We start from the raw sequence: 19,579 nt of genomic DNA, 5'->3' as shown, positions 1-19,579 counted from the left end.
GCGCGGTGCGGTCAGTCGCGGGAGGTGGTGACCGGCTCGTCGCGCTGTTCGCGGAGCTGGGCCATCAGGGCGGTCAGCGTGTCGCTGGACAGCGGGATCCGCTGACCCCGGATGGCCTGGGCAACCACCTGCCGGGTCAACTTGTCCTGGGCCCTGACCGCTGACCGGGCGATCTCCAGCAGCTCCTCGGTGTCCAGGTCAGGGCGCCGGTCACCGGCTCTGCGGGGCTCGCGGTCACCGACCGGCGCAGGAGTAACCGGCCGGTCAGTGACCGGCGGGTGGCTGACCGGGCCGGTGGTGACCGGCTCGGTGGCGGCCGGTCGGTCACTGACCGCCGGGCCGCTGTCCGGCTGACCGCCCAGGTCAGCGGCCTGCGTCCGTCGAACGCGGGTGTCGTGGTGACCGCTGACCGAGCCGGTGCCGCCCGCCGGGTCACCGGCCCCGGTCAGTGACCGGGTGACCAGGGTGGGCGGGTTCCCGGCCGCCGAGGGCGGGTCGGTCGGCGCGGTGACCGGCTGACCGGCACCGGACTGACCGGCGTGCGGTGACCTCTGACCGGCCCGGTCAGCCGCGGTGACCGCGATGCCCCTGGCGGGGTCAGACTGACCGGATCGGTCGGCCTGACCGGGGTGACCGACCTGACCGTGACGGCCAGTCCGGTCGGTGCGGGCGGCGTGGTTGTCCGGGCCCCGGGCGATGAGGATGTACAGGTGGACCGCTCCGGCCAGGGCGAGCGGGGCGACCGTGGACAGGTAGGCGACCACCGTGTCGCCGAGCTGCAGTCCGCCGGCCGGGGCGGTCTCGTTGAGCCGGACCGCGTGCAGGGCATTGGCCCAGACGCTGACCCCGGTCGCGGTGCCCACCAGCGTCCAGACGTACAGGCGGGCGCGCAGCGGGGCGGTGCGCAGGACCAGCAGCGCCCGGATGCCGTAGGCGATGAACCCGTCGACCACCAGCGGGAAGAGCCAGCACAGGGCGGGGCGGATGTGGATGGCGATGGCCATCTGCATCAGGGCGCTGGCCGACAGGGCGCACCCGGCGCCGCCCAGGACGATCACGGCCAGGCGGTCCCAGCCGGTGACGAGCACCGTCTCCGGCACGCTGGCGGTGCTCACGCCGCCGTCCCGAAGTCGTCGCGGCCCAGGTGCTGTCCGCCCTGCTCCGGCGGCGGGCTGGCGGGTGTGGTGGGCTCCGCGTCGCGGTGGCGCAGCGCACGGCGGATCTCGCGGTAGCGCTTCTGCGCGGTCTCCTCGTCGACCTTCAGGATCGACGCCAGGCGGTGTGCGGGCACGCCGTGGCGGTAGGCGGCGTGGATGACGGCCTGGCGTTCGGCGGAGGTGAGGTGGATGTCGCGTCCGGCGACGGCGGCGTTGACGCGGGAGTAGTCCAGGCGAGCGGGGAGCCGGGTGTGCATCGGGGCACGTTCCTCCCCGGTCAGGCCGCCCCGGATGCCGTGGGTGTCGCCGTTTTCCAGGGCTGCGTCCAGACAGGTCTGGCGGACGGGGCACTGAGCGCACAGGGCCTTGGCTGCGCGGATCTTGTCCATCTCCTCGGGGTAGGGGAAGAAAATTGCGGGGTCGACCCGGTGGTAATCGGTGCTCTGGCAGACCGCCTGGTTCTGCCAGGTCTGGTCCCCCAGCGAGCGGTGTCGGGCAGGGGTGTTCGTCGTGCTGGGCATGCGCGGTGTGCTCCGATCGCCCTCCGCGCGCAGTCGGCGCCGGCGGAGGTGCCTGGTCGGGAAGTTCGTGCGGGCGGCGCGCTGGGGGCGGGCCCGCCGGACCGTCTGACCGCAGGTCAGGCGGCAGCGCGGGTGCGTCTACGGTCGACCAGGTCGAACTCGACCCGCGTGGTCATCTGAGTGAGCCTGCTGGCGACGCGGTCACCGACATAGGCCCGCAGGTCCCCGATCCGCAGGTTGCTGGTGATCAGGGTCGGAAGCTCGTGGTTGTACCGGCGGTTGACCAGCCGGTACGTGATCTCCTCGGTCCACTCCGACGCCTTCGCCGCGCCGAGGTCGTCCAGGATCAGCAGCGGCACCCGGGCCACCGCCGCCAGCTCCCGCTCGCTGTCCACCCCGGCCCTCGGCCGCAGTTCGGCGTACAGGTCGGCCGCCGTCGTCGCCCGCCACCGCACCCCGACCCCCGCCCCGACCAACGCGCGGACCGCGCCGTACGCCTGGTGCGTCTTGCCCGCGCCGACCACCCCCGCCATCAGCAGGCTGGGGCCGGTGCACACCTGCCGACGGGCACCGACGCCCGGCGCGACCGCCTGCGCGGCGACCTCCCGGCACCAGGCCAGGACCTGCGGGTGGTCGGCCACCGCGTCCCGGTAGCGCGGCGGCATCGAGGCCCGTAGCGCGTCCAGCGGCGAGTACGGCTCCGGCTCGTCCGCCACGGCGGCGGCTGCGGGGTCGATGTTCCGGGCGGCCAGGATCCGGGCCATCCGCTCCAGGGTTCCGGATCCGCCGAGGGTCTGCGGTTCGCGGGTCTTGGTGCGCATCACAGCTCCTCGGCGTAGGCGGTGGCGGCGTCGACCGGGTTGGTCCACGCCCTGTGAGCGGGCACGTTAGGCCGGAATCCCGGACCGGCCAAACCGGCGGCGGGTGCGTTCATCGCGTCGTTGACCAGGCTCGGCAGCCGCGACGGGTGCCCCTGGATCTCGCCGAAGCGCCGCAGCCCGGCCCGCACGTGCTCCACCGCGATGCCCTCGGCGAGGAGCTTCTTGGTGACGCCCCCGAGGTGGCCGATCACATCGCCCGGCGGGCGCTCCCGGCACGAGGCGACGTACTCGCCGATCAGCTCCTTCGCCGAGACGCTGCTCGCGTTGGGCGCATCGCGCCCCGTAGGGAAGAAAGATCCAGGATCCAAGATCCTAGATCCAGGCGCCGAGCCCTCCCCGACCTTTCGGGGAGCCTTCGGAGAGGTTTCGGCGAGTCGCGTCTGACCTGCGGGTTTGTCACCCGCACCCTGGGTGGTGGTGGCGGGGGCGCCGGGGGCGTCCTGGGCGGGCGTAGGGGTGTCCGGGGTGGGTGCGGGAGGGGTCGGCGCGGGCCGCGCGGGCGGTTCGAGGGTTCCGGGAAGGTTCGGAGAGTCCTCCCCGAATCCTCCGGGAGCCTTCGGGGAGGCGTCGGCGCGCTGGGCGCACGGGCCCTTGCAGACCCCGCACCGCTCGGGAGCGCACTTCGGGCAGGCGGGGAGCCGCGACGCGCTGGGCTTGTCGATCTTCTGGTGCTTGAACCAGGTCGGGTAGTGGAAGTAGCGCTTGCCGTCGCAGCCGGTGTACCGGCAGATCGCTCCGACGTCTTCGAGCTGGGTGAGGTCTTCCTCGACGTGGACCGCGCTGTGCTCGGCGCGCAGCGGCCAGATCAGCCCGAAAATGATTGCCGCGTTGTCGCGGTGACGGCCATGGTCGTCGGCCATGTTGGTCATGGCCAGGAAGGTGACCATGGCGGGGATGCTGACCGCAGCGAGCGTCTCGCTCGTCCAGGTCTCGGGCTTTACGGGGCGTATCCGTGACACGTCAGCGGCCCCGGCCCGCGACCAGGTCGCTGCGGGTAAGCGTGGCGCTGGCCACGTCGAAGATATGGGGCCGGGTCCAGTCGGCCTCCGGCCAGACCCGCAGGATCCAGCGCGCCGCAATCTTCGCGGTCGCCCGACTCAGCTCCACCGGCTGCCCCGCCCTGTCCTTGGCCACGGCGTGGGGATGGGGCCAGGTCTGCGTCGGGCCGGTGAGGCTGACGCGCAGGGTGGCCACGCCGGGGATCATGTCGGCGAGCTGGGCGGCGAGGCGATGCGGGCGGTCGGCGTCCGGGCAGGCCGAACTTCCGCCTTGGGCGGTGAGCATGCGATACTCCGTTGTTCGTAGGAGCGCGGTGCGGCGGTTCTCGTGCAGAGAAGGCCCCGCCGCCCGCGGGATGTGAATCGGCGCCCTTCGCGGTGCCGGCCCGGCGCCTTGGAGTTCGTAGCTCCCGGGCGCCGGTCGCGTTAAGCCCAGCCGTCGTCACGGCCCTCGTCCATGCATGGCCCCTCCCCTCCCTGCCCGCCTCTCCGGCATCCGGCGATCTTGCGCCGGGACCAGAACCATAGGGCGACCCCTGGCACAAGTCCAGCCTTCACACCCACTCCCACCAGGCAAGGAACACTGCACTGGACGGATACGGTGGTCAACGTACACCGCAATAACCCGCCTACGTCAACTGCAATGTCGAGATATGACGCCCCGGAGAGCAGGGACGCCACTGGAGTGGATAGGATCGCAGGTATGACGAAGGAGCCGGAGATGACCGAGACACCGGAGCGCTCCTTCGCGGAGCTGCTCGACTACCTGTTCCAGGAGGTCCGCCCGAAGGGAAGGGGCTCCTTCACGTACGCGGAGGTCTCACAGGGCATCCGGGAGACCTCCGGGGTGGCCATCTCGGCGAGCGCCATCCAGCAACTGCGCACCGGGACCAACACGAATCCCAAGATGCAGACGATCCGCGCACTGGCGGGCTTCTTCGGCGTCCCACCGGGCTACTTCTTCGATGAGGAGGTGGCGGAGCGGGCGCGGGCCGAGATCAAGGTGGTCGCGGCGATGCGCGACCAGGAGGTGCGCCGGGTCGCCCTTCGCGCCAACGGACTCAGCACATCCAGCCTGCAGATGCTGAATGCGGTGATCGACCAGGCCCGGCGGCTCGAAGGCATGCCGGACGACTCGGACAGCTCGGAGCTGCTGGACGACGAATAATCGGCCGCAGAACCATCGGGCGGGAATCCCGCGCCGCCCTTCACTTAGTGGAGGCGCCCCCTCGGCCTTCCATGAACACGACCACGCGAAGCCGTGCGCTGCGCGCGGGGGCCAGATCGATGGTTCGGACCGGGACTTCCCGACCCGCGTGGTACGGCAACCTCAGTCTGCGCACGTCGCGTTCGGGGTGTTCGTAGACTTCTCGCCGGCCCCACATCTCGCGCATGTCCCAAGGTCCCGCAAGGACATCGCGTTCCAAGCGGCGAAGGGCTTCGTTCTTGGGATACTGACTCAGCGCATAGCGGATTTGCCCCAAGGCCGGACGGGCCCAGTCTTCGCGCCAATTGACGAGCCGGTCACGTGCTTCCGGATCCAGGAGAATCCAACGCATGAGATTCCCATCGCGAACAGCCCAGGGGAACCATGCGCGAAATGGCTGATTGCGCCCGACGATGTTCCACGCCACGTCGGACACGTAGGCGGGGTTGGGAGGTTGGGTGTCCAGGAACTGCTGGAGCTGCTCATCCATCTCTGCGGCAGCATCAGGCTCTGGGGCGGCCAGGAGCGTTGGCGGCCTTCCGGTGGCCCTCAAGTACAGGGCGTGCCGCTCGGCACCGCTTAACCCCAGTCCCATGGCAAGGCGGTCGAGGAACTCGACCGAGTAGTTGGCGGACTTTCCGGCCTCCAGGGCTCGGTACCACCGCTCACTGACCCCGCCCAAGTGGGCGGCGTCCCGTTGGGACAGACCATCGCCACGCCTGCCGGTGGACTCCAGCCCAGGGACCTCCCGCGGGTCCAAGCGCCGGCGCCATGAGCGCAGCAGCTCAGTCAGGGACTCGCCTCGGAATCTGTCATCGCCTCGCCCCTCGCGGGAGTCCATAGGGACAGATCGTAGGGCGACCATCTGTGATGTGGGTCACAACATGCCGTGACTTTCCGTCAGAAAATCGCCCGTTCGTCATCCTCCGTAGTCAGACATAAGGGACGACGGCCCCACGGAGGGGGACTTGGCGCGCGATCCGACCCCCGAAATATCGGGGGCCGCGGCCTCAAGAGAGCCAAAGGGCGGTTGTCGATGGACAGTCACCTCTTGCGTCACACCCGGCGCAGCAACACCGTGCGTAACCGGAAGTACCAGTTCCTATAAACACCAAATCCACAACCTTCTTGGCATCCTCTCCTCATCAGTCGCTCGCAGTTGAAACAACTCCGGCTGAGGGGGGAACTACCATGTCTTTGCCTTGGGTCGACGACAATCTGCTGCGCACATCCTGTGAGCAGAAAGTCGACCGCTTGTCCCTGCCGTATCGCTTCACTACGAGGGAGCTGCGTGAAGCGATAACCGCAGTTCGCGGGAAGCCCATCTTCTTGAAGCCCTTGAACACGCTCGGGGCAATCGACGCCCCCTGCGGCATACGCCTGGAGACGCCACAGGCCGACCTCCTCTTCTACGAGGAGGGGACGTCCGTCCACCATCAACGGCACATACTCGCCCACGAACTGATGCACGTGTTCCTCGACCACCCCGGGAGCCTGGAAGTGGACGCCTCCACGGCGCATTCCCTCGGGGTGGATCCGACTCTGGTGATGCGCATGTCGGGGCGCACGAGCTACTCGACCGCGGATGAACGCGAAGCGGAGATGATGGCGACCATCATTCGCCAGCGTATGTACCGCGAACGCATATCGCCTTCCCGCCGACCTGAAAAGGGGTCGGACAGTTGGGATGCACTCTTCGCCCAGCCCATCAAGAAAGGCCGGTTCCGCTCACAATGAATGCCCTCTTTCTTGGCATGGCCTGTCTCCTGGCAGTGGCCGCCGGCTACTGGATCCTCGGGCGGGGCACCCCGCGCCCCGCGGGAACCTGGGCCATGGGAAGCCTGCTCGCCTCCTTCGCGGTGGCCTTCGCCTCCTACGCGCCGCTGGTCGAGAACGCCGTCGAGGCAGTCGTACCAGACGTGGCCCGGTTGCTGAGCAACTCCGCCTCCCTGGCCGCCGCCGCCTCCGTCGTGGCCGTCTCCTTCCAGCTCAACCTGGAATCCGCGGAAGCACGACGCCGCATACGGCTGCGCCTCCTTCTCCTGGCTGCCTCCGTCTTCGGCATGACGGTGCTCTTCGCCTACGAGCAGATGACGCACCGATCGCCGCAGGTGTACGCGCTCTACCTGCTCGTGTTCATCACCTACCTCGGCTTCGCCATCATCGACTTCCTGCAGCAGGCTCTGCGGCAGTCCAAGTCGACTCGCCGGAGCAGCGTCCGGCTTGGCCTCCGCCTCGCAGCCGCCGGCTGCTTGTTCGCGCTCGTCTACGCGGCGTACAAGGTGACGGTTCTCGTCTCCTTGGGCCTGGGATTCCACCTGATCCCTGATCACCAGCACTGCTCGACCTTGACGTCCTCGCCCTGCGTCTTCAGCGTGACGTCCCCCGCGCTCGCGGTTCTCCTGATCTGCGTCGGCCTCACCCTGCCGGCCGTGGTCTACCCGGTCAGTCAGGCCCACCGCCGACGCTGGGAGGTGCGGTCCTTCGAAGCACTCGGTCCGCTCTGGCAGGACCTGTCGGCCGCCATGCCGGAGATCGTTCTCCCGGCCGAAGACGTCAACGCCAACGCATCCACCGACGCGGACTTCCTGCTCCAGCGCCGGGTCATCGAGATCAGCGACGGCATCCTCGCCCTTCGCCCCTACCGCTCCCGCAAGGACCTGGAGACGGCCCAGCGGACTACCGACGCCGTAACGGAGGACCAGGCCGCGACCATCGAGGCTGCCGTCGTAAAGGCGGCACTTGCGGCAATGAAGGCCGGTCTCCTCGCCGAGGAAGTCGCCCTGCCGCCGGCGGAAGCCCCGTCACGCAAAGACCTCCGCGAAGAGACCCAGTGGCTCCTCCAGGTGGCCAGCGCCTATTCGCAACGTACTGCGCGCGTCGCCGGCGGCGAGCAGCCCGAACCAGTTGGAGCCTGACCACATGACCGACCCCACTCAAGACCCGTACGCCACCTACGCGGCCATGCGCTCCGCGTGCCCGGTGCAGGCCGTCCCCACCGGCTCGGGCGGGCACATCAACTACCTGGTCCTCGGCTACGCCGAGGCCCGGCAGGCCCTCGCCGATCCCCGGCTCTCGAAAGACACCGCCGCCTTCTTCGCCGACAAGGGCTCACGGCGGCGGCTGCACCCGGCAGTCGCACACAACATGCTGGCCACCGATCCGCCCCACCACACCAGGCTCCGCAAGCTGGTGACCAAGGCATTCACCACTGGCGCTGTCGCTGAACTGCGCCCGTTCATCGCGCAAACGACCGACCGCCTGCTCGATCAGTGGCCCCTCGGCGAACAGATCGACCTCGTCGCCAGCCTGGCCGTACCGCTGCCGGTCATCGTGATCTGCGAACTGCTCGGCGTGCCGGAAACCGACCGGCCCGACGTCCAGCGCTGGTCCGCCCAGTTGTTCGCCGCCGGCAAGCCCGACCTCATCGACGAAGCCTCGCACTCCATGGCCGAGTACATGACCGGGCTTATCGCGGCCAAGCGCTCGCGGCCCGGCGGCTCACTCCTCGACGGCCTCATCGCGGCTCGCGACGGGGAAGACCGCCTCAGTGAGGAGGAGCTGGTCTCTCTGGCGGTGCTGCTGCTGGTCGCCGGACACGAGACCACCACCAACTTCCTCGGCAACGCCGCCTTGGCACTCCTCCAGCACCCCACCGAACAGGAGCGCCTGCGCAGCAAACCGGAGAGCATCCCGGCCGCCTTGGAGGAACTGCTGCGCTTCGACTCGCCCGTCAGCACGGCCACTTTCCGATACACCACCGAAGCCATCACACTCGGCGGCACCGAGATCCCGGCCAATGTTCCCGTGCTGATCACCCTCGGCGCCGCCAACCGAGACCCGCAGCGGTTCCCGGCCCCAGACCAGCTCGACCTCAACCGTGAGGCCACCGGCCACCTCGCCTTCGGCCACGGCATCCACCGCTGCGTCGGTGCCCCGCTCGCCAGAGCGGAAGCTGACATCGCTCTGCGGGCGATTCTGACCCGTTTCCCCCGGCTCAGGCTCGCCGTCCCGGCCGACCAACTGGAATGGCGCCGAACCCGCCTGGTGCGTGGTCTGGTCGCGTTGCCTGTTAACGCATAGTCAGCGAGGTCTTCACAACGAAGCGGGGTGCTCAGGGGAGCGGGGTCAGGTCCGGTCGCTCGGCGAGGGTGTCGCGCAGGAAACTGAGCTTTGAGTAGAAGGTGGCTTCGGTTGTGAGACCGAGCGCTGATAGGTAGGACAGGAGCCAGCGGTGTAGGCGGTCCATCTCGTCGAGGACTTCGCTCTCGGGGCGCTCGACGACGCTGCGCGAGCGCCGGTACTCCATCTCGCATTGGGACAGGACCACTTCGGGTGCTGCCAGCAGGGAGCAGCGGTCGAAGATGATGCTGTAGATGTGTCCGGTGGCCATGGATTCGCACTGCACGTCGTAACGGACTCTGTGGAAGGGGGGCATCGCTCGGACTTGGAGCCCCAAGTCCGAGCGCAGGTACTCCGCGAAGCCGTTGGGCTGGACCGTGATGGCGGGGTGGTGGATCTGCTCGCGACGAGCAAGGGCGTCCTTGTCGAACCACTTGCGCTTGAGGACGTGTCCACCGTTCGCGGTGGGGATGAGGGAGGCGTAGCCACGCTCTGCCTCGGGTCCGGTGACCTCGAACATGTGGTTGTCGAAGTACGCGTTGTGGAACTCCTGCCGGTATTCCGGTCGGCAGCCGGGCACATCGCCGTGGGTCAAGGCTCGCAGTAGAGCGTGGGACACCGCCCAGATATCCGCTTGGGGCGTCAGGTTGTACTTGTATTCCAGTTCGGTGCCAGCGAAGTGGGTGCGGAAGTATCGCTGATGGTTGTTCAGCCGTAGTGCTGCCGCGGCGTGAGCGGCCAGGGCGGATTCGAGCCAGCGCAGCGCCTCAGGAGGTGCGCCCGCGCCGACCGGCTCGCGGGTCGTGCGGACGAAGCAGGCGTCCTCGGCGTGGAACTGGATCTGCGCATAGACGTGATAGCCGCCGCCAGGATCTGCGGCGAGGTAGCACAAGGGGACGAGTCCTGGAGCTGCCGCCTCGCCGACGAGAGTGCGAAGCGGGTGTCCGGCGATGGCGTCGGGAAACAGAGTGCTGCCGTGGATCGTGCCGGTGGTGATCTCATCGCCATTGGTTTTCAGGGCCGTGACGTGGCAACTGCCGAGACGTGCCCACGGCACAACGACCGTGGTGCTTGGCACGCATACCTCCTGCGGGGGCACCTGAATCAGCACAATCGGTTCGACCGGGCCACGCGGCGCGGTTCCATTGAGCAGGTGAATCCCGCCCAGAACAACCCAGGCGCGGGCGGGGTTGAGGTCAGTGACCACTGGCGCTCCTTCGGAAAGCGGGCGCCATGGTGGCGCCGCGTATGTCGTTGGGTTCTCGCCTGTGCCGGGCTGGCGCCGCCCACCAGCCGTCATGCGGGGCCCTGATGGGCGTGCAGCGTGCCGTTGGGGAGCCTGCGCTGCTCTCGGATCGCGTCGGCATAGGGTCGGTCGAGTGAAGTACGCAGCAACTGAACAGGTGCTCATGGACGCGGTGGCCGCTGACGTGGGGTGCGCAGCGCTGGAGTTCGACGACGCGAGGGCCTGGCTGGAGCTTGCTCGCCAGGCACCGATGGATCCCCTCGCCGCCGAAGTCTGGGTATTCGATCTCGCCTTGAGGCACGTTGTGCTAGTCAGGCACCGGGTACGCGGGTGGGTGCCGCCCGGTGGCAAGGTCGAAGCCGGGGAGACACCGCGCACGGCTGCGGCCCGCGAGCTGGAGGAGGAAACGGGCCTGCGGACGCAGTTGCTGGCCGAACCCGGGGCCGCTGCGGTCCGCTCCTACCGTTCCGATTGGTCGCCCACCTTGGGCTTGTCCTACGTGGCGGTCGTCGGTCGTGACATGCCGTTGAGCGGTGAGAGCGGCCAGCCGGCGGTGTGGGTCGCACTCGATGAGGAGTGGGAGAGCGTCTTCCCCGAGGACCGGACCCGGATTCGCGCGTACGCTCGCCGACTCGCGTCCAGACCCGTGGCCGCGACACGTTGAGGCTGCTCCCCCGGTTCCGGTCAGATGATGGTGTCGATCCCGGCGAGGACCTCTTCGGCCAGGGTCACGATTTTCAGTTCGTGCAGGAACCGCACCCACACGGGAGCCATACCTGGCCGCCTAGTGAACTCGACATCGCTGAGGCCGCCTTGGGCATAGGCCTCGGTGCGCAGAGCGAGCTGGTGGAGCTTGTAGGGGTCTATCCATCGGGGAGCGCGTACCTCTCGGTCGGACGGGCTGAGGGAGCCGAACGCCTGTGCCTCGTAGATCCACCACTGGTGGCCGACGGCAGCGGTGGCGGGACGGCGGCACCGGTTCGCCCGCCACCCGGTGAGGAGCAGGCGCAGGTGGGTGAGGGACAGGCCGACCTCTTCGGCCGCCTCAGCGCGGGCGGCTTGCTCCGGGCTGCCGTGGTGGTCGATATGGCCTGCAACCGGCGCCAATCCGACTGGTGGCGTAGCCCGTTCGAAGAAGAGCAGGCCATCCGGGGCGGAGATGAGCACCCCGACGCTGGTGTGGTCGCAGCTCGCTGGGTCCAGGTCGGCTGTAGGGGAAGTCATGGCCGGCGCCCTGGTCGTTGCGCTACGACGACGAGCCAGCTCGTCACGGTTGGTGCGCCGGGATCGATCAGGGCGTACGCCGCCTCGAGGATCTGCATGCGCTGTTTGAAGGTCAGGGTTCCGTCGGGCCGGGAGAAGACCGGAATGGACAGCCACGCCTTCTTCTCCGCGATCGTGCTGTGCTGGGCGGTGACCTCGGTTTCCACGACGGTCATCCCGGCAGTGGCCAGATGCTCGGTGACCTTGTGTAAAGGCAGCTTGGGGGGTGAGCCGGTGACGGGGGGCGGGACGTAGCCGAAGTCACGGGCGGCGATCTGCTGGATCAGGCTGTTCAGCGATGGCTTCGTGTGGGTGATCGCCTCGTCGGGGTGGGTGATCCCGGCGAAGCCGCCGCCGATGTTGAAGACGAACCGGCCGCTGGGGCGAAGCACGCGACGGACGGCAGTGAAAACGGCGGGAACATCGGTCTTCCAGATCGCCGAGTTGCACACCACGGCGTCGGCCGACTCGTGGACGTGGTCGGCGAGTTGTTCGGCAGGAGCGGTGATCCAGCTCAGGCGGGAGTCTGTCAGCGTTCGGCGGCCGACGCGCTGCATGGCGGCTGCGGAATCCAGTGACACGACGCGGGTTCGGGCAGGCGCGACGTCGAGGACCGCTTGGGCAGTGGCGCCGGCGCCGCCGCACAGGTCGATGACAAGTCGGCTGTCGGTCACGTGGGCGCGGCATACGAGATCGCGGCTGGTGGAGCGGTACATCGGGAAGTTGCGGGTGAAGGCGGCGTACGCCTCGGCCGTGGTGTCCTCGTCCCAGCCGAGGATGGCGTCGGGTGGTGTCATCGCGGAATGCCTCACTCACGGGGAAGGGCCCGGCCGACTGATCCGGGCGGCTGGTCAGAACAGGGATGACTGGATGACTGCCCTTGGGGAGGTGAAGTCGCCGAAGGTGATGCGGCAGCCTTTGAGCGCTCCGAGGTCGAGGAGATAACTCATCTCGGTGTCCTCCAGTACGGCGAGCGTGTTGGAGCCCACGCAGGACAGAGGGGTGAAGCCGTGCTCGCCCGCACGCGGGTCGTGCGGGTAAAGCACGCACTGCGTGCCGAAGGCCCGGAGCAGGTCGCCTTCGGCTGGCGGCGCCCACTTCTCCGGTGCCGGGGGGATACCCATATCGGCCAGGGCGTCAACGGCGCGGTCCACAGCGTCATCGTGGGCCACGCCGGCTTCGGACAAGTCGCTGACATCAGCCAGGGCGCGGAGCTTGGCCTGGGCCCGTACGGTCTGGGGCAGGTGGAGGCGCTGGGTGAGGGCGTCTTCTGCGTAGCGGACGGTGCGGCCGTCGGAGGCCCTGGCCAGGTAGGTGGCGAACACCGGGCCTTGTTCGTCGAGTCGGGATTGCTTGCGGGGTTCGGCTGCGGTGCCGACCTTGGTGCCACCGTCGGCGAAGGTGGCCAGGTACAACCAGTGCGGCTGAGCCATATACCGGACGACTGCTTCCGGAGCATGGCCGCCTTGGTGGTACTGGTGGGCGAAGCGGAACTCGTCCTGGGCGGCGCACCGGGCGCACTGGCCACCGTGCTTGGCGGGCGCGCGGTCGGGGCAGGCGACGGCTTCGACCTGGATGGCGCTGGCGAAGCCGTACCGGCCGGTGCACCACCGGCCGGCCCCAGCTTGGAAGCCGAGTCGCTGCTTCATGATCTCGGCGTAGATCAGCGCCCCGCCGGGGAGCGGGGCGAGCAGGAGACGGGGGTTTCCGGTCGCCCAGGTGATGCCGTGGCACACGTAGGTGCTTCCTTGCGACCAGGTCACCGGCATGATGTGTTCCTCGCGTGGGGTTGGGGTCGGTCAGATGGTGATGTGGAGACGGTCGGCGAGCGCGCCTGCCGCCGCTTCGAAGACGGCATCGCGGTCCATACCGGTGACGTCGATGGACAGCCAGCCGCCGGGCCGCTCCTGCTCGCGGAGGTGGCCCAGGACCGCGTCCTGGTAGCGGACGAAGTCCTCCCTGCGGGCGCCGGAGTGCCCGGTCTCCAGAGAGGTGAACGCGCCTTTGCGGGCCAGGGCTTCACGGGCGCCGATCCGCAGAAAGATCACCAGGTCGGGTTCGCTGAGGTGTGCGAAGACCTGTTCGGCCAGGGGGGTGGAGACGCCGGGGGTGACGGCGTAGCGGGCGAGGATCTTGTGGTGGGCGTTGTCCAGGATGACGTGGGTGCCGGCGGCGAGGGCCGGCTGGATCACGACGGTGTCCTGGAGGGTGTACCAGGCGGCCAGCGCCAGCAGCCAGTAGTGGTCGCCGCAGGCTTGAGCGACGCGGGGATCGCGGCGGTAGACCAGTGCGTTGAGGCGGTCGAGGTAGGCGGACAGTTCGGTGTCCATGGGCACAGTGGTGTTGTTCTTGCCGATCAGGAGGACTGGGTGGCCAGCGTCGGCGAGGGCCTGGTGAAGGCGCGAGGCGAGGGTCGATTTGCCCGCGCCATCGATGCCGGTGAGGGTGATGACCCGGCCGTGGGCGGTTTCGGGTGGTGGCGGCGTCATGGTCAGTTTCTTTCTCGTGTTCAGCGGGGGCCGGTGGCCAGGCGGTCTGCGATGATCGCGCGTATCCGGTGCACGAGGGCGGTGCGGCGCTGGATGACCTCGTGGTGTCGCTCGTTGGACAGATCCGCGGGGTAGTGACGGGCGAGGTTGTTGGAAATGACGTGGAGGTAGCCGAAACCGATGGCCGCCTCGCGCGCGGCTGCCCCCATGGGGCCTATCTCCGGATCGACGAAGGCGTACGGGGCGTGTCGGGCGAGCCAGTCCCGGTTTTCCAGCAGGATCGACGGCGAGGTGACGTGGACGCCGGTGTGCACACCGGGCTGGGCGGCGGCGAACCCTGCGAAGAAGTCCTTCCACGTGACGAGCACACCGCTGACCAGGCTGCGGTTGCCCGTGGCCAGTGCGGTGTTGGGCTCGATACCGGGGATCAGGGCGCCGACCTTGCCGACGTAAACGACATCGCCAGCGCCGAGCGCGGCGAGCCGGGCGACGACCCGTCCGGCGACATCGCCCCAGATGCTGTGCTGGAACCCGAGGTAGACCACCCGGCGGCCGTGGACGGTGGCTCGCTGATAGGCGTAGCCCGGCCCGGGTGTCCACAGCCCTCCGGCGGGAGCCAGGTGCTCCAGACCCCAGCCGACCACGACAAGGTCGCCGTCGAGTTCGAGGTGGAGGAGTTCCACGACCTTACGGCATGTATCCGGAGCGGGTACGTGGAAGGTGACGTGCCCTGCGTCCCGGCCGACCATGGACAGGTAGGTGGAGATGATCAGGCCGTAGTGGTGGACGTAGTCCGTTCCGGGGAACGCCTGGAGCGTGAGGTGGCGTCCGCTGGCCTTTGCCGTAGGGCGCTGCCAGTTGAACAGCTTGCCGGTCTTCTCGAATCTGGAAATCACGGTGGACCGGTCGTAGCCACCGACCACGCTGATGGTGTCCCAGGGGCGGTTCTGGATGAGGTGATGCACCTTGATCGTTAAGTAGCGCAGGAGACTGTCGGGTCCCATCGTGTGCTCGGCGACCTCGATCGGCGCTGCGAGCAGCACGTGTGCCGGTGCCTTGAGCAGGACGGGGTCGGGGAGAAGGCTCATGCGTGGGCCCCGCTGATCCGCACGCTGCTGCCGGCCGCTTCGCGGACGACGGCGATGTTCTGCCGGACGAGGCCGACGCGGTCCGCGGGGATGGGGCCGAGGTGTTCGACGCGGGGGGTTGCCGGTTTCTCGTACGGGCCGCCAGGCAGCATCGCGATGCCCATCGCGCCGAGGATGACCGGTGCCGCGCCGTCGACGGAGGCGATCCACTCGTGCTCGCGCTGCTCGACCAGTTCCAGGTGCCCGGTCCGGCCCAGCCCGAGGAGTCGGTAGATGATCCGCTCCTCGACCAGGCCGTTGTCCTCCAGATAGGCGGTAGCCGTCCACCGGGTGCGGCACAACTCCTGTTCAGGTGCGGGGCGCCGGGAGGCCGGCAGGGCGATCGCGCCGATGTCGTCGCTGGAGGCGAGGTGGTCGTAGGTGCGCAGCCACTCCTGGTCGTCGGCTGCGTGCAGGACGGCGCACAGGCGGAAGTCGTCGGTCAGGTCGCGGATTTCGCGGGCGGCTTCGTCGCTGGCTTTCACGGTGGCGGGGCCGTCGCGCATGACGTCCGGAAGGATGATCTCGCGGGCATCGACCGCGCGGGCGGCTGCGATCAGGTCGGCGACGGGCAGGGCGTGGCCGAGGTCGAAGACGCCATTGTCGACGATGATCTCCGCGCCGCGTTCGGCCTCACAGGCGAAGAAGGCACGATAAGCGGCGTCGGTCAGGACACGGTGGGCGGCGACGTGGTGCACACGGGCCGGATCCTGGGCGACGAACTCTTCCAGGTAGGCGGGCGGTGCGATCACGGAGAAGTCGATGGTATTAGTCATCACGCCACCGCCTGCTGCCCGGTGGCAAGGGCGAGGAACTGCTGGGAGAGCACAGGATCGCTCTGGAACCGGCCGCCCGACTGCAACGTCGTCGTTCGGGCGGATTCCATCCGCACGCCGCGCATGCTCATGCACAGGTGCACGCCCCGCACGGCGACGGCCACATCCTGGCTTCGGATCAAGTCGACGACATCCGCGGCGACCAGCCGGGTGAACCGTTCTTGCACCTGTAAGCGTCCCGCGTGCCGCCTGGCGATTCGTCCGAACTTCGACAGCCCCACCACCTGGCCTTCGGGAACGTACCCGACCGAGACGTCCAGGTTCATGGGCAGAAGGTGGTGCTCGCACAGGGACCACACGCTCATGGAGCCGACCACGACGAGCTGCTCGCCCAGGCGGGTCTCGGTAAAGCACGTTGCCTCGGAAGGTGGCTCCGGTGACAGGAATGCGGCCCACCAGGAGGCGACCCTGGCCGGGGTGTCGAGCAGGCCCTCGCGCGCGGGGTCTTCACCGAGAGCGGTCAGGAGCTGGTTGATCAGGCCGGTGATGCGTTCGGTGTCGACCCGGCCGACGGCCGACGGGGCGACAGAGAGCGGCCCAACGGGCGGTGTGCCGCCGGGTGCCTGGCTGTACAAGGTGTTCGTCATGGGCGTTGCCTCGCTTCCGAGGTCTGGGGGACGGGGGGAGGGGTCGGCAGTGGTCAGCGCCCGCGGGTGTCGGCGAAGGCCAAGACGTGCAGACGCGAGGCGAGGTGCCAGCGGCGGGCCGCGACGGCGTCTGCGATCAGCCGGGTGGTGGCGATCAGGCTGTCGGCGGTGGTGCCTTCCGGCATCACGTACACCGGGGCCAGCCCGTACCGGTCGACCAAGGCGGCGATCTCGTCCAGTTCCGGCACCGCGCGGGTGACGAACTTGAAGGCCGCTTGCCCACTGGCCGCAAATGCCACCAGCGCGGCAGGCACGATCCTCCGGTCGTCGGCGACCCCGGAATTGCCGAGTTTCGGAGATATGTTGAAACCGACGCCGTCGACCAGCAGTGCGGTCTCCGGCACGACGGTGCCATTGGTCTCGAATTCGACCCGTTTCCCGCCGGCCAGCAAAGCCAGCACCAGCGGGACGAGAGCATGCTGCTGGAGGAGCGGCTCTCCCCCGGTGATGACCACCAGTTTCACGGGGGAGGCGAGCGCCCATGCCAGCAGGTCCGTCGCCGACCGCCGTACCGACTCTTGCCGAGGGTCGAAGTGCTCCCAGTCCCAGGTGTACTTGGTGTCACACCACTCGCAGGTGAGGTTGCACCGTGACAGCCGGATGAACAGGGCCGGCGCACCGCAGCTCGGGCCCTCACCCTGGAACGTCGGCTGCTCGGTTCCGAAGCATTCGGCGATGATCAGCGAAGGTCCTGCGTCGCTAGCACCGCCCTTCCCGGTGCCGCCGCCCACGGAGGTCATCACTGCTCCACGTCGAAGCGCGCCCAACTGCGATCCGTCTCGCAGACCATTACGCCGACCAGCCGACCCTGAATGGTGGGCTCGACATGTTGGGCGAACCATCCCGCCAGGAACTGGGCCAGGAGTTCCGACGTCGGCTCGAAGGGCAGGATGTCGTGCAAGTTGTGATGGTCGAGTTCGGCATCCAGGAACTGCTTGAACGCCGACAGGTCGCCGAAGTCCGTCACGAAGCCCGGACCCTCCAGCGCGGGCGCGGTGAGGACTACCTCGACCTGGTAGCTGTGGCCGTGCTGCCGTGAGCACTTGTGTCCGGGCGGCAGGCTGGGGAGCCGGTGCCCGGCCTCGAACTCGAATCGCTTGCCGATGGTGTGCCTGCCGTTCGGAAGCGATACCTCACTGAAGTCCATAAAAACTCCCTTTGGAAGTTCGGTGTTGCGGCGCAGAAGGGTTGCGCTGTCTTCGCCGCGAACGCGGGCTGAATGTCGGAACCGGCCAGGAGGCCACGCGACCAGGGACGGATGCGGAACGGTCGGACCAGTGGATGCGCTGCTCATCGTGGAGCCAGCAGACGGGGCAGTCATTGCCGCTCGCGGGGGCGCGCATTGCGGACAACCCGCAATGTGGAAGCGTCTGAAGCGACGGGCTCTCCCCGTAGAGCAATAGGTCGGATACCGTGACACGGTGTCAGCCTCATCGCCGGGGGTGCGCAAGTGATGACGATCAGTCGATCGCGTCGCGCCATCATCAAGCGGGCCGCCACCCAGATCCGGGTACGGTGCCGGAGCTACGGGCATGACGTGCAGCAGACGGCCGACGTCATCCGCACCGAATTGCCAGAGGTGCAGCCGCTGGAAGCATGGCGGTTCGCACTGGGCTGGCCGCGCTCGCGCACCATAGAGCGAGTCGGGGCCCTCTACCGCTCCCGCGGGCTGTTGCCACCTGGCTTGTCGGAGTCGATGCTCTGCCGGTGGGAACACCGGCCCTACGAGAAACCGAGCCCGGAGTACGTCGAGGCGTTGTGCGCCGTGTACCAGGCCCTGCCCCGGCAGCTCGGACTCGAGCGTGGTGCCGCGCACGAAGTGGCCGGTTGGGGGCACGCCACTCGATACAGTGCTTCCGGGCCCACGACCCGCGGGCTTCCCGCACGAGAAAGCGTGGTGCTCATGACCACCTCTGCCGGCCTGCCAGCCGTCCGGGAATCCCTCCACCTGGCGCTGCTGGCTGATCCGGCCGGGAGCAGCACCGTGACGAGCCTCTCCGAGGCCGCGATCGAGCACTACGCCCTCGGCTACAGCAAGCACCCGCCCCACGTGCTGTTCAACGAAGTACATGCGGTGCGCGGCCTGCTCACACAGGCCCTCACCAACCCGCTCACCCCTCAACCGATCGGTGTCGACCTGCGCCGTAGCCTCGGCTGGCTCTCCGCTCTCCTGGGCAACCTCGCTTTTCACCTCGGCGATGCGACGGGTGCACGGGTCCACTTCGGCACAGCCGCGACCTACGGCGATCGCGCCGGAGACGGCCGGCTGACGGCATGGGCGTGGGGTGCTCAGGCGATGGTTGCGCGCTCCGCCGGCAAGCACACCCTCGCACTGGACTACGCCGAACGCGGCCTGGCCTGCGCGCCGTCCGGGCTCCCGCACGTCCAGTTGCTCGCATGGGCACAGCTTCCCTCCCTCGCCGCACTGGGTCGCGAACGCCCGGCAGACGCCGCCCTGGCCGACGCGACCCGGGAACTGGAGGCCGACGCCCAGGGATGGGCGCCGGGACGGTTCGGCTACGACATCGCCGAGCACAGCCTGCACGAGGCAGACGCCCAACGCACCCTTGGCCGGGCCGAACGAGCGGCGGCTTCCGCCGAACAATCCCTGCGCGCCACTACCCCGGGGACCCCCGGCTGGGCCGCCGCGTCTCTGGCCCTTGCCCAGGTCGAGTCGAGTGCTCAGCCGTCCGACGCCGCACAGCGCGCGGCGGAAGTCCTCGACCGTGTTCCCTCGGCCCGGCTCCGCGCAACCTCCCGCGACCGCCTCGCCCAACTGGGCACGGCACTGGGTGGAACCGGAGCGGCAGGCGCGGAAGATCTGCGAGAGCGCCTGCGCCTCCTGCCGCCATTGATCGACGCGAGCGGGGTCGCAGCGAGTGCGTAGCCGGCAGCCAGTCGTCTTGCCCGCACCGCAATTCATCACCGTCATCGCGCGTTCGGCAGGCGCGAGATCTTGCCCGCGGGCCCGGAACACTTTCCCGGGGGAGAGTTCTGCCGGCCGCCCACGGCGATGCCTGTCCTGGGGCATGCGGCAAGGTGGGCGAGCACTGGCCCCTCGATCCCGCGTGTTGTAGCGGGCGAG

The 19,579-nt window shown here is 68.7% G+C and carries 22 protein-coding genes and 1 pseudogene; 6 read left to right on the top strand and 17 right to left on the bottom strand.

Annotated features, from left to right (window positions below):
* Positions 1 to 11: 11 nt before the first annotated feature.
* The 5 genes from OG519_RS28535 to OG519_RS28515 all read right to left on the bottom strand — a co-directional run bounded on the left by OG519_RS28535 (position 12) and on the right by OG519_RS28515 (position 3,843).
* Entirely contained in the window at positions 12 to 1,115 is a 1,104-nt protein-coding gene (locus tag OG519_RS28535) for a DUF2637 domain-containing protein (RefSeq protein ID WP_405589747.1), read from the bottom strand.
* Positions 1,112 to 1,678, bottom strand: a complete 567-nt coding sequence (locus tag OG519_RS28530) for a WhiB family transcriptional regulator (RefSeq protein WP_405589744.1) — start codon at positions 1,676 to 1,678, stop codon at positions 1,112 to 1,114. Before OG519_RS28530 ends, OG519_RS28535 begins: the two co-directional genes overlap by 4 nt.
* Before the next feature lie 116 nt (positions 1,679 to 1,794).
* Entirely contained in the window at positions 1,795 to 2,499 is a 705-nt protein-coding gene (locus tag OG519_RS28525) for an ATP-binding protein (RefSeq protein WP_405589741.1), read from the bottom strand.
* Entirely contained in the window at positions 2,499 to 3,518 is a 1,020-nt protein-coding gene (locus OG519_RS28520) for a hypothetical protein (protein WP_405589738.1), read from the bottom strand. The genes OG519_RS28525 and OG519_RS28520 overlap by 1 nt, the downstream gene beginning before the upstream one ends.
* Position 3,519: 1 nt before the next feature.
* A complete protein-coding gene (locus OG519_RS28515) occupies positions 3,520 to 3,843 on the bottom strand; it encodes a transcriptional regulator (RefSeq protein ID WP_405589735.1) in 324 nt (107 codons plus the stop codon).
* Between the two features lie 435 nt (positions 3,844 to 4,278).
* Here OG519_RS28515 and OG519_RS28510 point away from each other — a divergent pair, with 435 nt between their 5' ends.
* A complete protein-coding gene (locus OG519_RS28510; RefSeq protein ID WP_405589733.1) occupies positions 4,279 to 4,725 on the top strand; it encodes a Secondary metabolite protein in 447 nt (148 codons plus the stop codon).
* Between the two features lie 40 nt (positions 4,726 to 4,765).
* Here OG519_RS28510 and OG519_RS28505 read toward each other — a convergent pair whose 3' ends face one another.
* Together OG519_RS28505 and OG519_RS28500 are read right to left on the bottom strand one after the other, a co-directional pair.
* Entirely contained in the window at positions 4,766 to 5,254 is a 489-nt protein-coding gene (locus tag OG519_RS28505) for a hypothetical protein (protein WP_405593091.1), read from the bottom strand.
* 78 nt (positions 5,255 to 5,332) lie between these two features.
* A pseudogene (locus OG519_RS28500) lies at positions 5,333 to 5,605 on the bottom strand (helix-turn-helix domain-containing protein); the annotation flags it as partial.
* A 350-nt stretch (positions 5,606 to 5,955) separates the two neighbouring features.
* Between OG519_RS28500 and OG519_RS28495 the strand changes: the two are divergent.
* The 3 genes from OG519_RS28495 to OG519_RS28485 are packed head-to-tail and all read left to right on the top strand — an operon-like array spanning position 5,956 to position 8,847.
* Positions 5,956 to 6,501 carry a regulator component gene (locus tag OG519_RS28495; RefSeq protein ID WP_405589730.1) on the top strand — a complete coding sequence of 182 codons (546 nt, stop codon included), beginning with the start codon at positions 5,956 to 5,958 and terminating at the stop codon, positions 6,499 to 6,501.
* 17 nt (positions 6,502 to 6,518) lie between these two features.
* On the top strand, positions 6,519 to 7,682 hold the full coding sequence (locus OG519_RS28490; protein ID WP_405589727.1) for an MAB_1171c family putative transporter: 1,164 nt from the start codon (positions 6,519 to 6,521) through the stop codon (positions 7,680 to 7,682).
* A 4-nt stretch (positions 7,683 to 7,686) separates the two neighbouring features.
* Positions 7,687 to 8,847, top strand: coding sequence for a cytochrome P450 (locus OG519_RS28485; RefSeq protein WP_405589724.1), 1,161 nt, complete (start codon positions 7,687 to 7,689; stop codon positions 8,845 to 8,847).
* Positions 8,848 to 8,878: 31 nt separating this feature from the next.
* On the opposite strand, the gene OG519_RS28480 is transcribed toward OG519_RS28485, so the two are convergent.
* Positions 8,879 to 10,093, bottom strand: a complete 1,215-nt coding sequence (locus tag OG519_RS28480; protein WP_405589721.1) for a hypothetical protein — start codon at positions 10,091 to 10,093, stop codon at positions 8,879 to 8,881.
* Between the two features lie 172 nt (positions 10,094 to 10,265).
* On the opposite strand from OG519_RS28480, the gene OG519_RS28475 reads away from it, so the two are divergent.
* The gene (locus tag OG519_RS28475; protein WP_405589718.1) at positions 10,266 to 10,796 is read left to right on the top strand and encodes an NUDIX hydrolase; all 531 of its coding nucleotides are present in this window, start codon (positions 10,266 to 10,268) and stop codon (positions 10,794 to 10,796) included.
* A 20-nt stretch (positions 10,797 to 10,816) separates the two neighbouring features.
* On the opposite strand, the gene OG519_RS28470 is transcribed toward OG519_RS28475, so the two are convergent.
* From OG519_RS28470 to OG519_RS28430, 9 genes are all read right to left on the bottom strand, one after another.
* A complete protein-coding gene (locus tag OG519_RS28470; protein WP_405589715.1) occupies positions 10,817 to 11,356 on the bottom strand; it encodes an NUDIX domain-containing protein in 540 nt (179 codons plus the stop codon).
* A complete protein-coding gene (locus OG519_RS28465; protein WP_405589712.1) occupies positions 11,353 to 12,069 on the bottom strand; it encodes a class I SAM-dependent methyltransferase in 717 nt (238 codons plus the stop codon). Before OG519_RS28465 ends, OG519_RS28470 begins: the two co-directional genes overlap by 4 nt.
* A 177-nt stretch (positions 12,070 to 12,246) precedes the next feature.
* Complete coding sequence (locus tag OG519_RS28460) at positions 12,247 to 13,164, bottom strand: DUF2797 domain-containing protein (protein WP_405589709.1); 918 nt, start codon at positions 13,162 to 13,164, stop codon at positions 12,247 to 12,249.
* Positions 13,165 to 13,194: 30 nt separating this feature from the next.
* Entirely contained in the window at positions 13,195 to 13,884 is a 690-nt protein-coding gene (locus tag OG519_RS28455) for a dTMP kinase (RefSeq protein ID WP_405589706.1), read from the bottom strand.
* A gap of 20 nt (positions 13,885 to 13,904) precedes the next feature.
* Positions 13,905 to 14,972 (bottom strand): hypothetical protein, encoded by a 1,068-nt coding sequence (locus OG519_RS28450; protein ID WP_405589702.1) that lies wholly within the window; start codon positions 14,970 to 14,972, stop codon positions 13,905 to 13,907.
* Positions 14,969 to 15,787 (bottom strand): hypothetical protein, encoded by an 819-nt coding sequence (locus OG519_RS28445; RefSeq protein ID WP_405589700.1) that lies wholly within the window; start codon positions 15,785 to 15,787, stop codon positions 14,969 to 14,971. Before OG519_RS28445 ends, OG519_RS28450 begins: the two co-directional genes overlap by 4 nt.
* A complete protein-coding gene (folE, locus tag OG519_RS28440) occupies positions 15,787 to 16,434 on the bottom strand; it encodes a GTP cyclohydrolase I (protein ID WP_405589697.1) in 648 nt (215 codons plus the stop codon). Before folE ends, OG519_RS28445 begins: the two co-directional genes overlap by 1 nt.
* A 53-nt stretch (positions 16,435 to 16,487) precedes the next feature.
* The gene (locus OG519_RS28435) at positions 16,488 to 17,234 is read right to left on the bottom strand and encodes a 7-carboxy-7-deazaguanine synthase QueE (RefSeq protein ID WP_405593089.1); all 747 of its coding nucleotides are present in this window, start codon (positions 17,232 to 17,234) and stop codon (positions 16,488 to 16,490) included.
* Positions 17,234 to 17,641 carry a 6-pyruvoyl trahydropterin synthase family protein gene (locus OG519_RS28430; protein ID WP_405593087.1) on the bottom strand — a complete coding sequence of 136 codons (408 nt, stop codon included), beginning with the start codon at positions 17,639 to 17,641 and terminating at the stop codon, positions 17,234 to 17,236. The genes OG519_RS28435 and OG519_RS28430 overlap by 1 nt, the downstream gene beginning before the upstream one ends.
* A 306-nt stretch (positions 17,642 to 17,947) precedes the next feature.
* On the opposite strand from OG519_RS28430, the gene OG519_RS28425 reads away from it, so the two are divergent.
* A complete protein-coding gene (locus tag OG519_RS28425) occupies positions 17,948 to 19,381 on the top strand; it encodes a Twin-arginine translocation pathway signal (protein WP_405593209.1) in 1,434 nt (477 codons plus the stop codon).
* Positions 19,382 to 19,579 lie beyond the last annotated feature (198 nt).

This window comes from Streptomyces sp. NBC_01190 (assembly GCF_045039895.1).
Classification (GTDB): Bacteria; Actinomycetota; Actinomycetes; order Streptomycetales; family Streptomycetaceae; genus Actinacidiphila.
The sequence above is the reverse complement of the archived record's forward strand: the minus strand, read 5'-3'. Positions and strand labels throughout refer to the sequence as shown.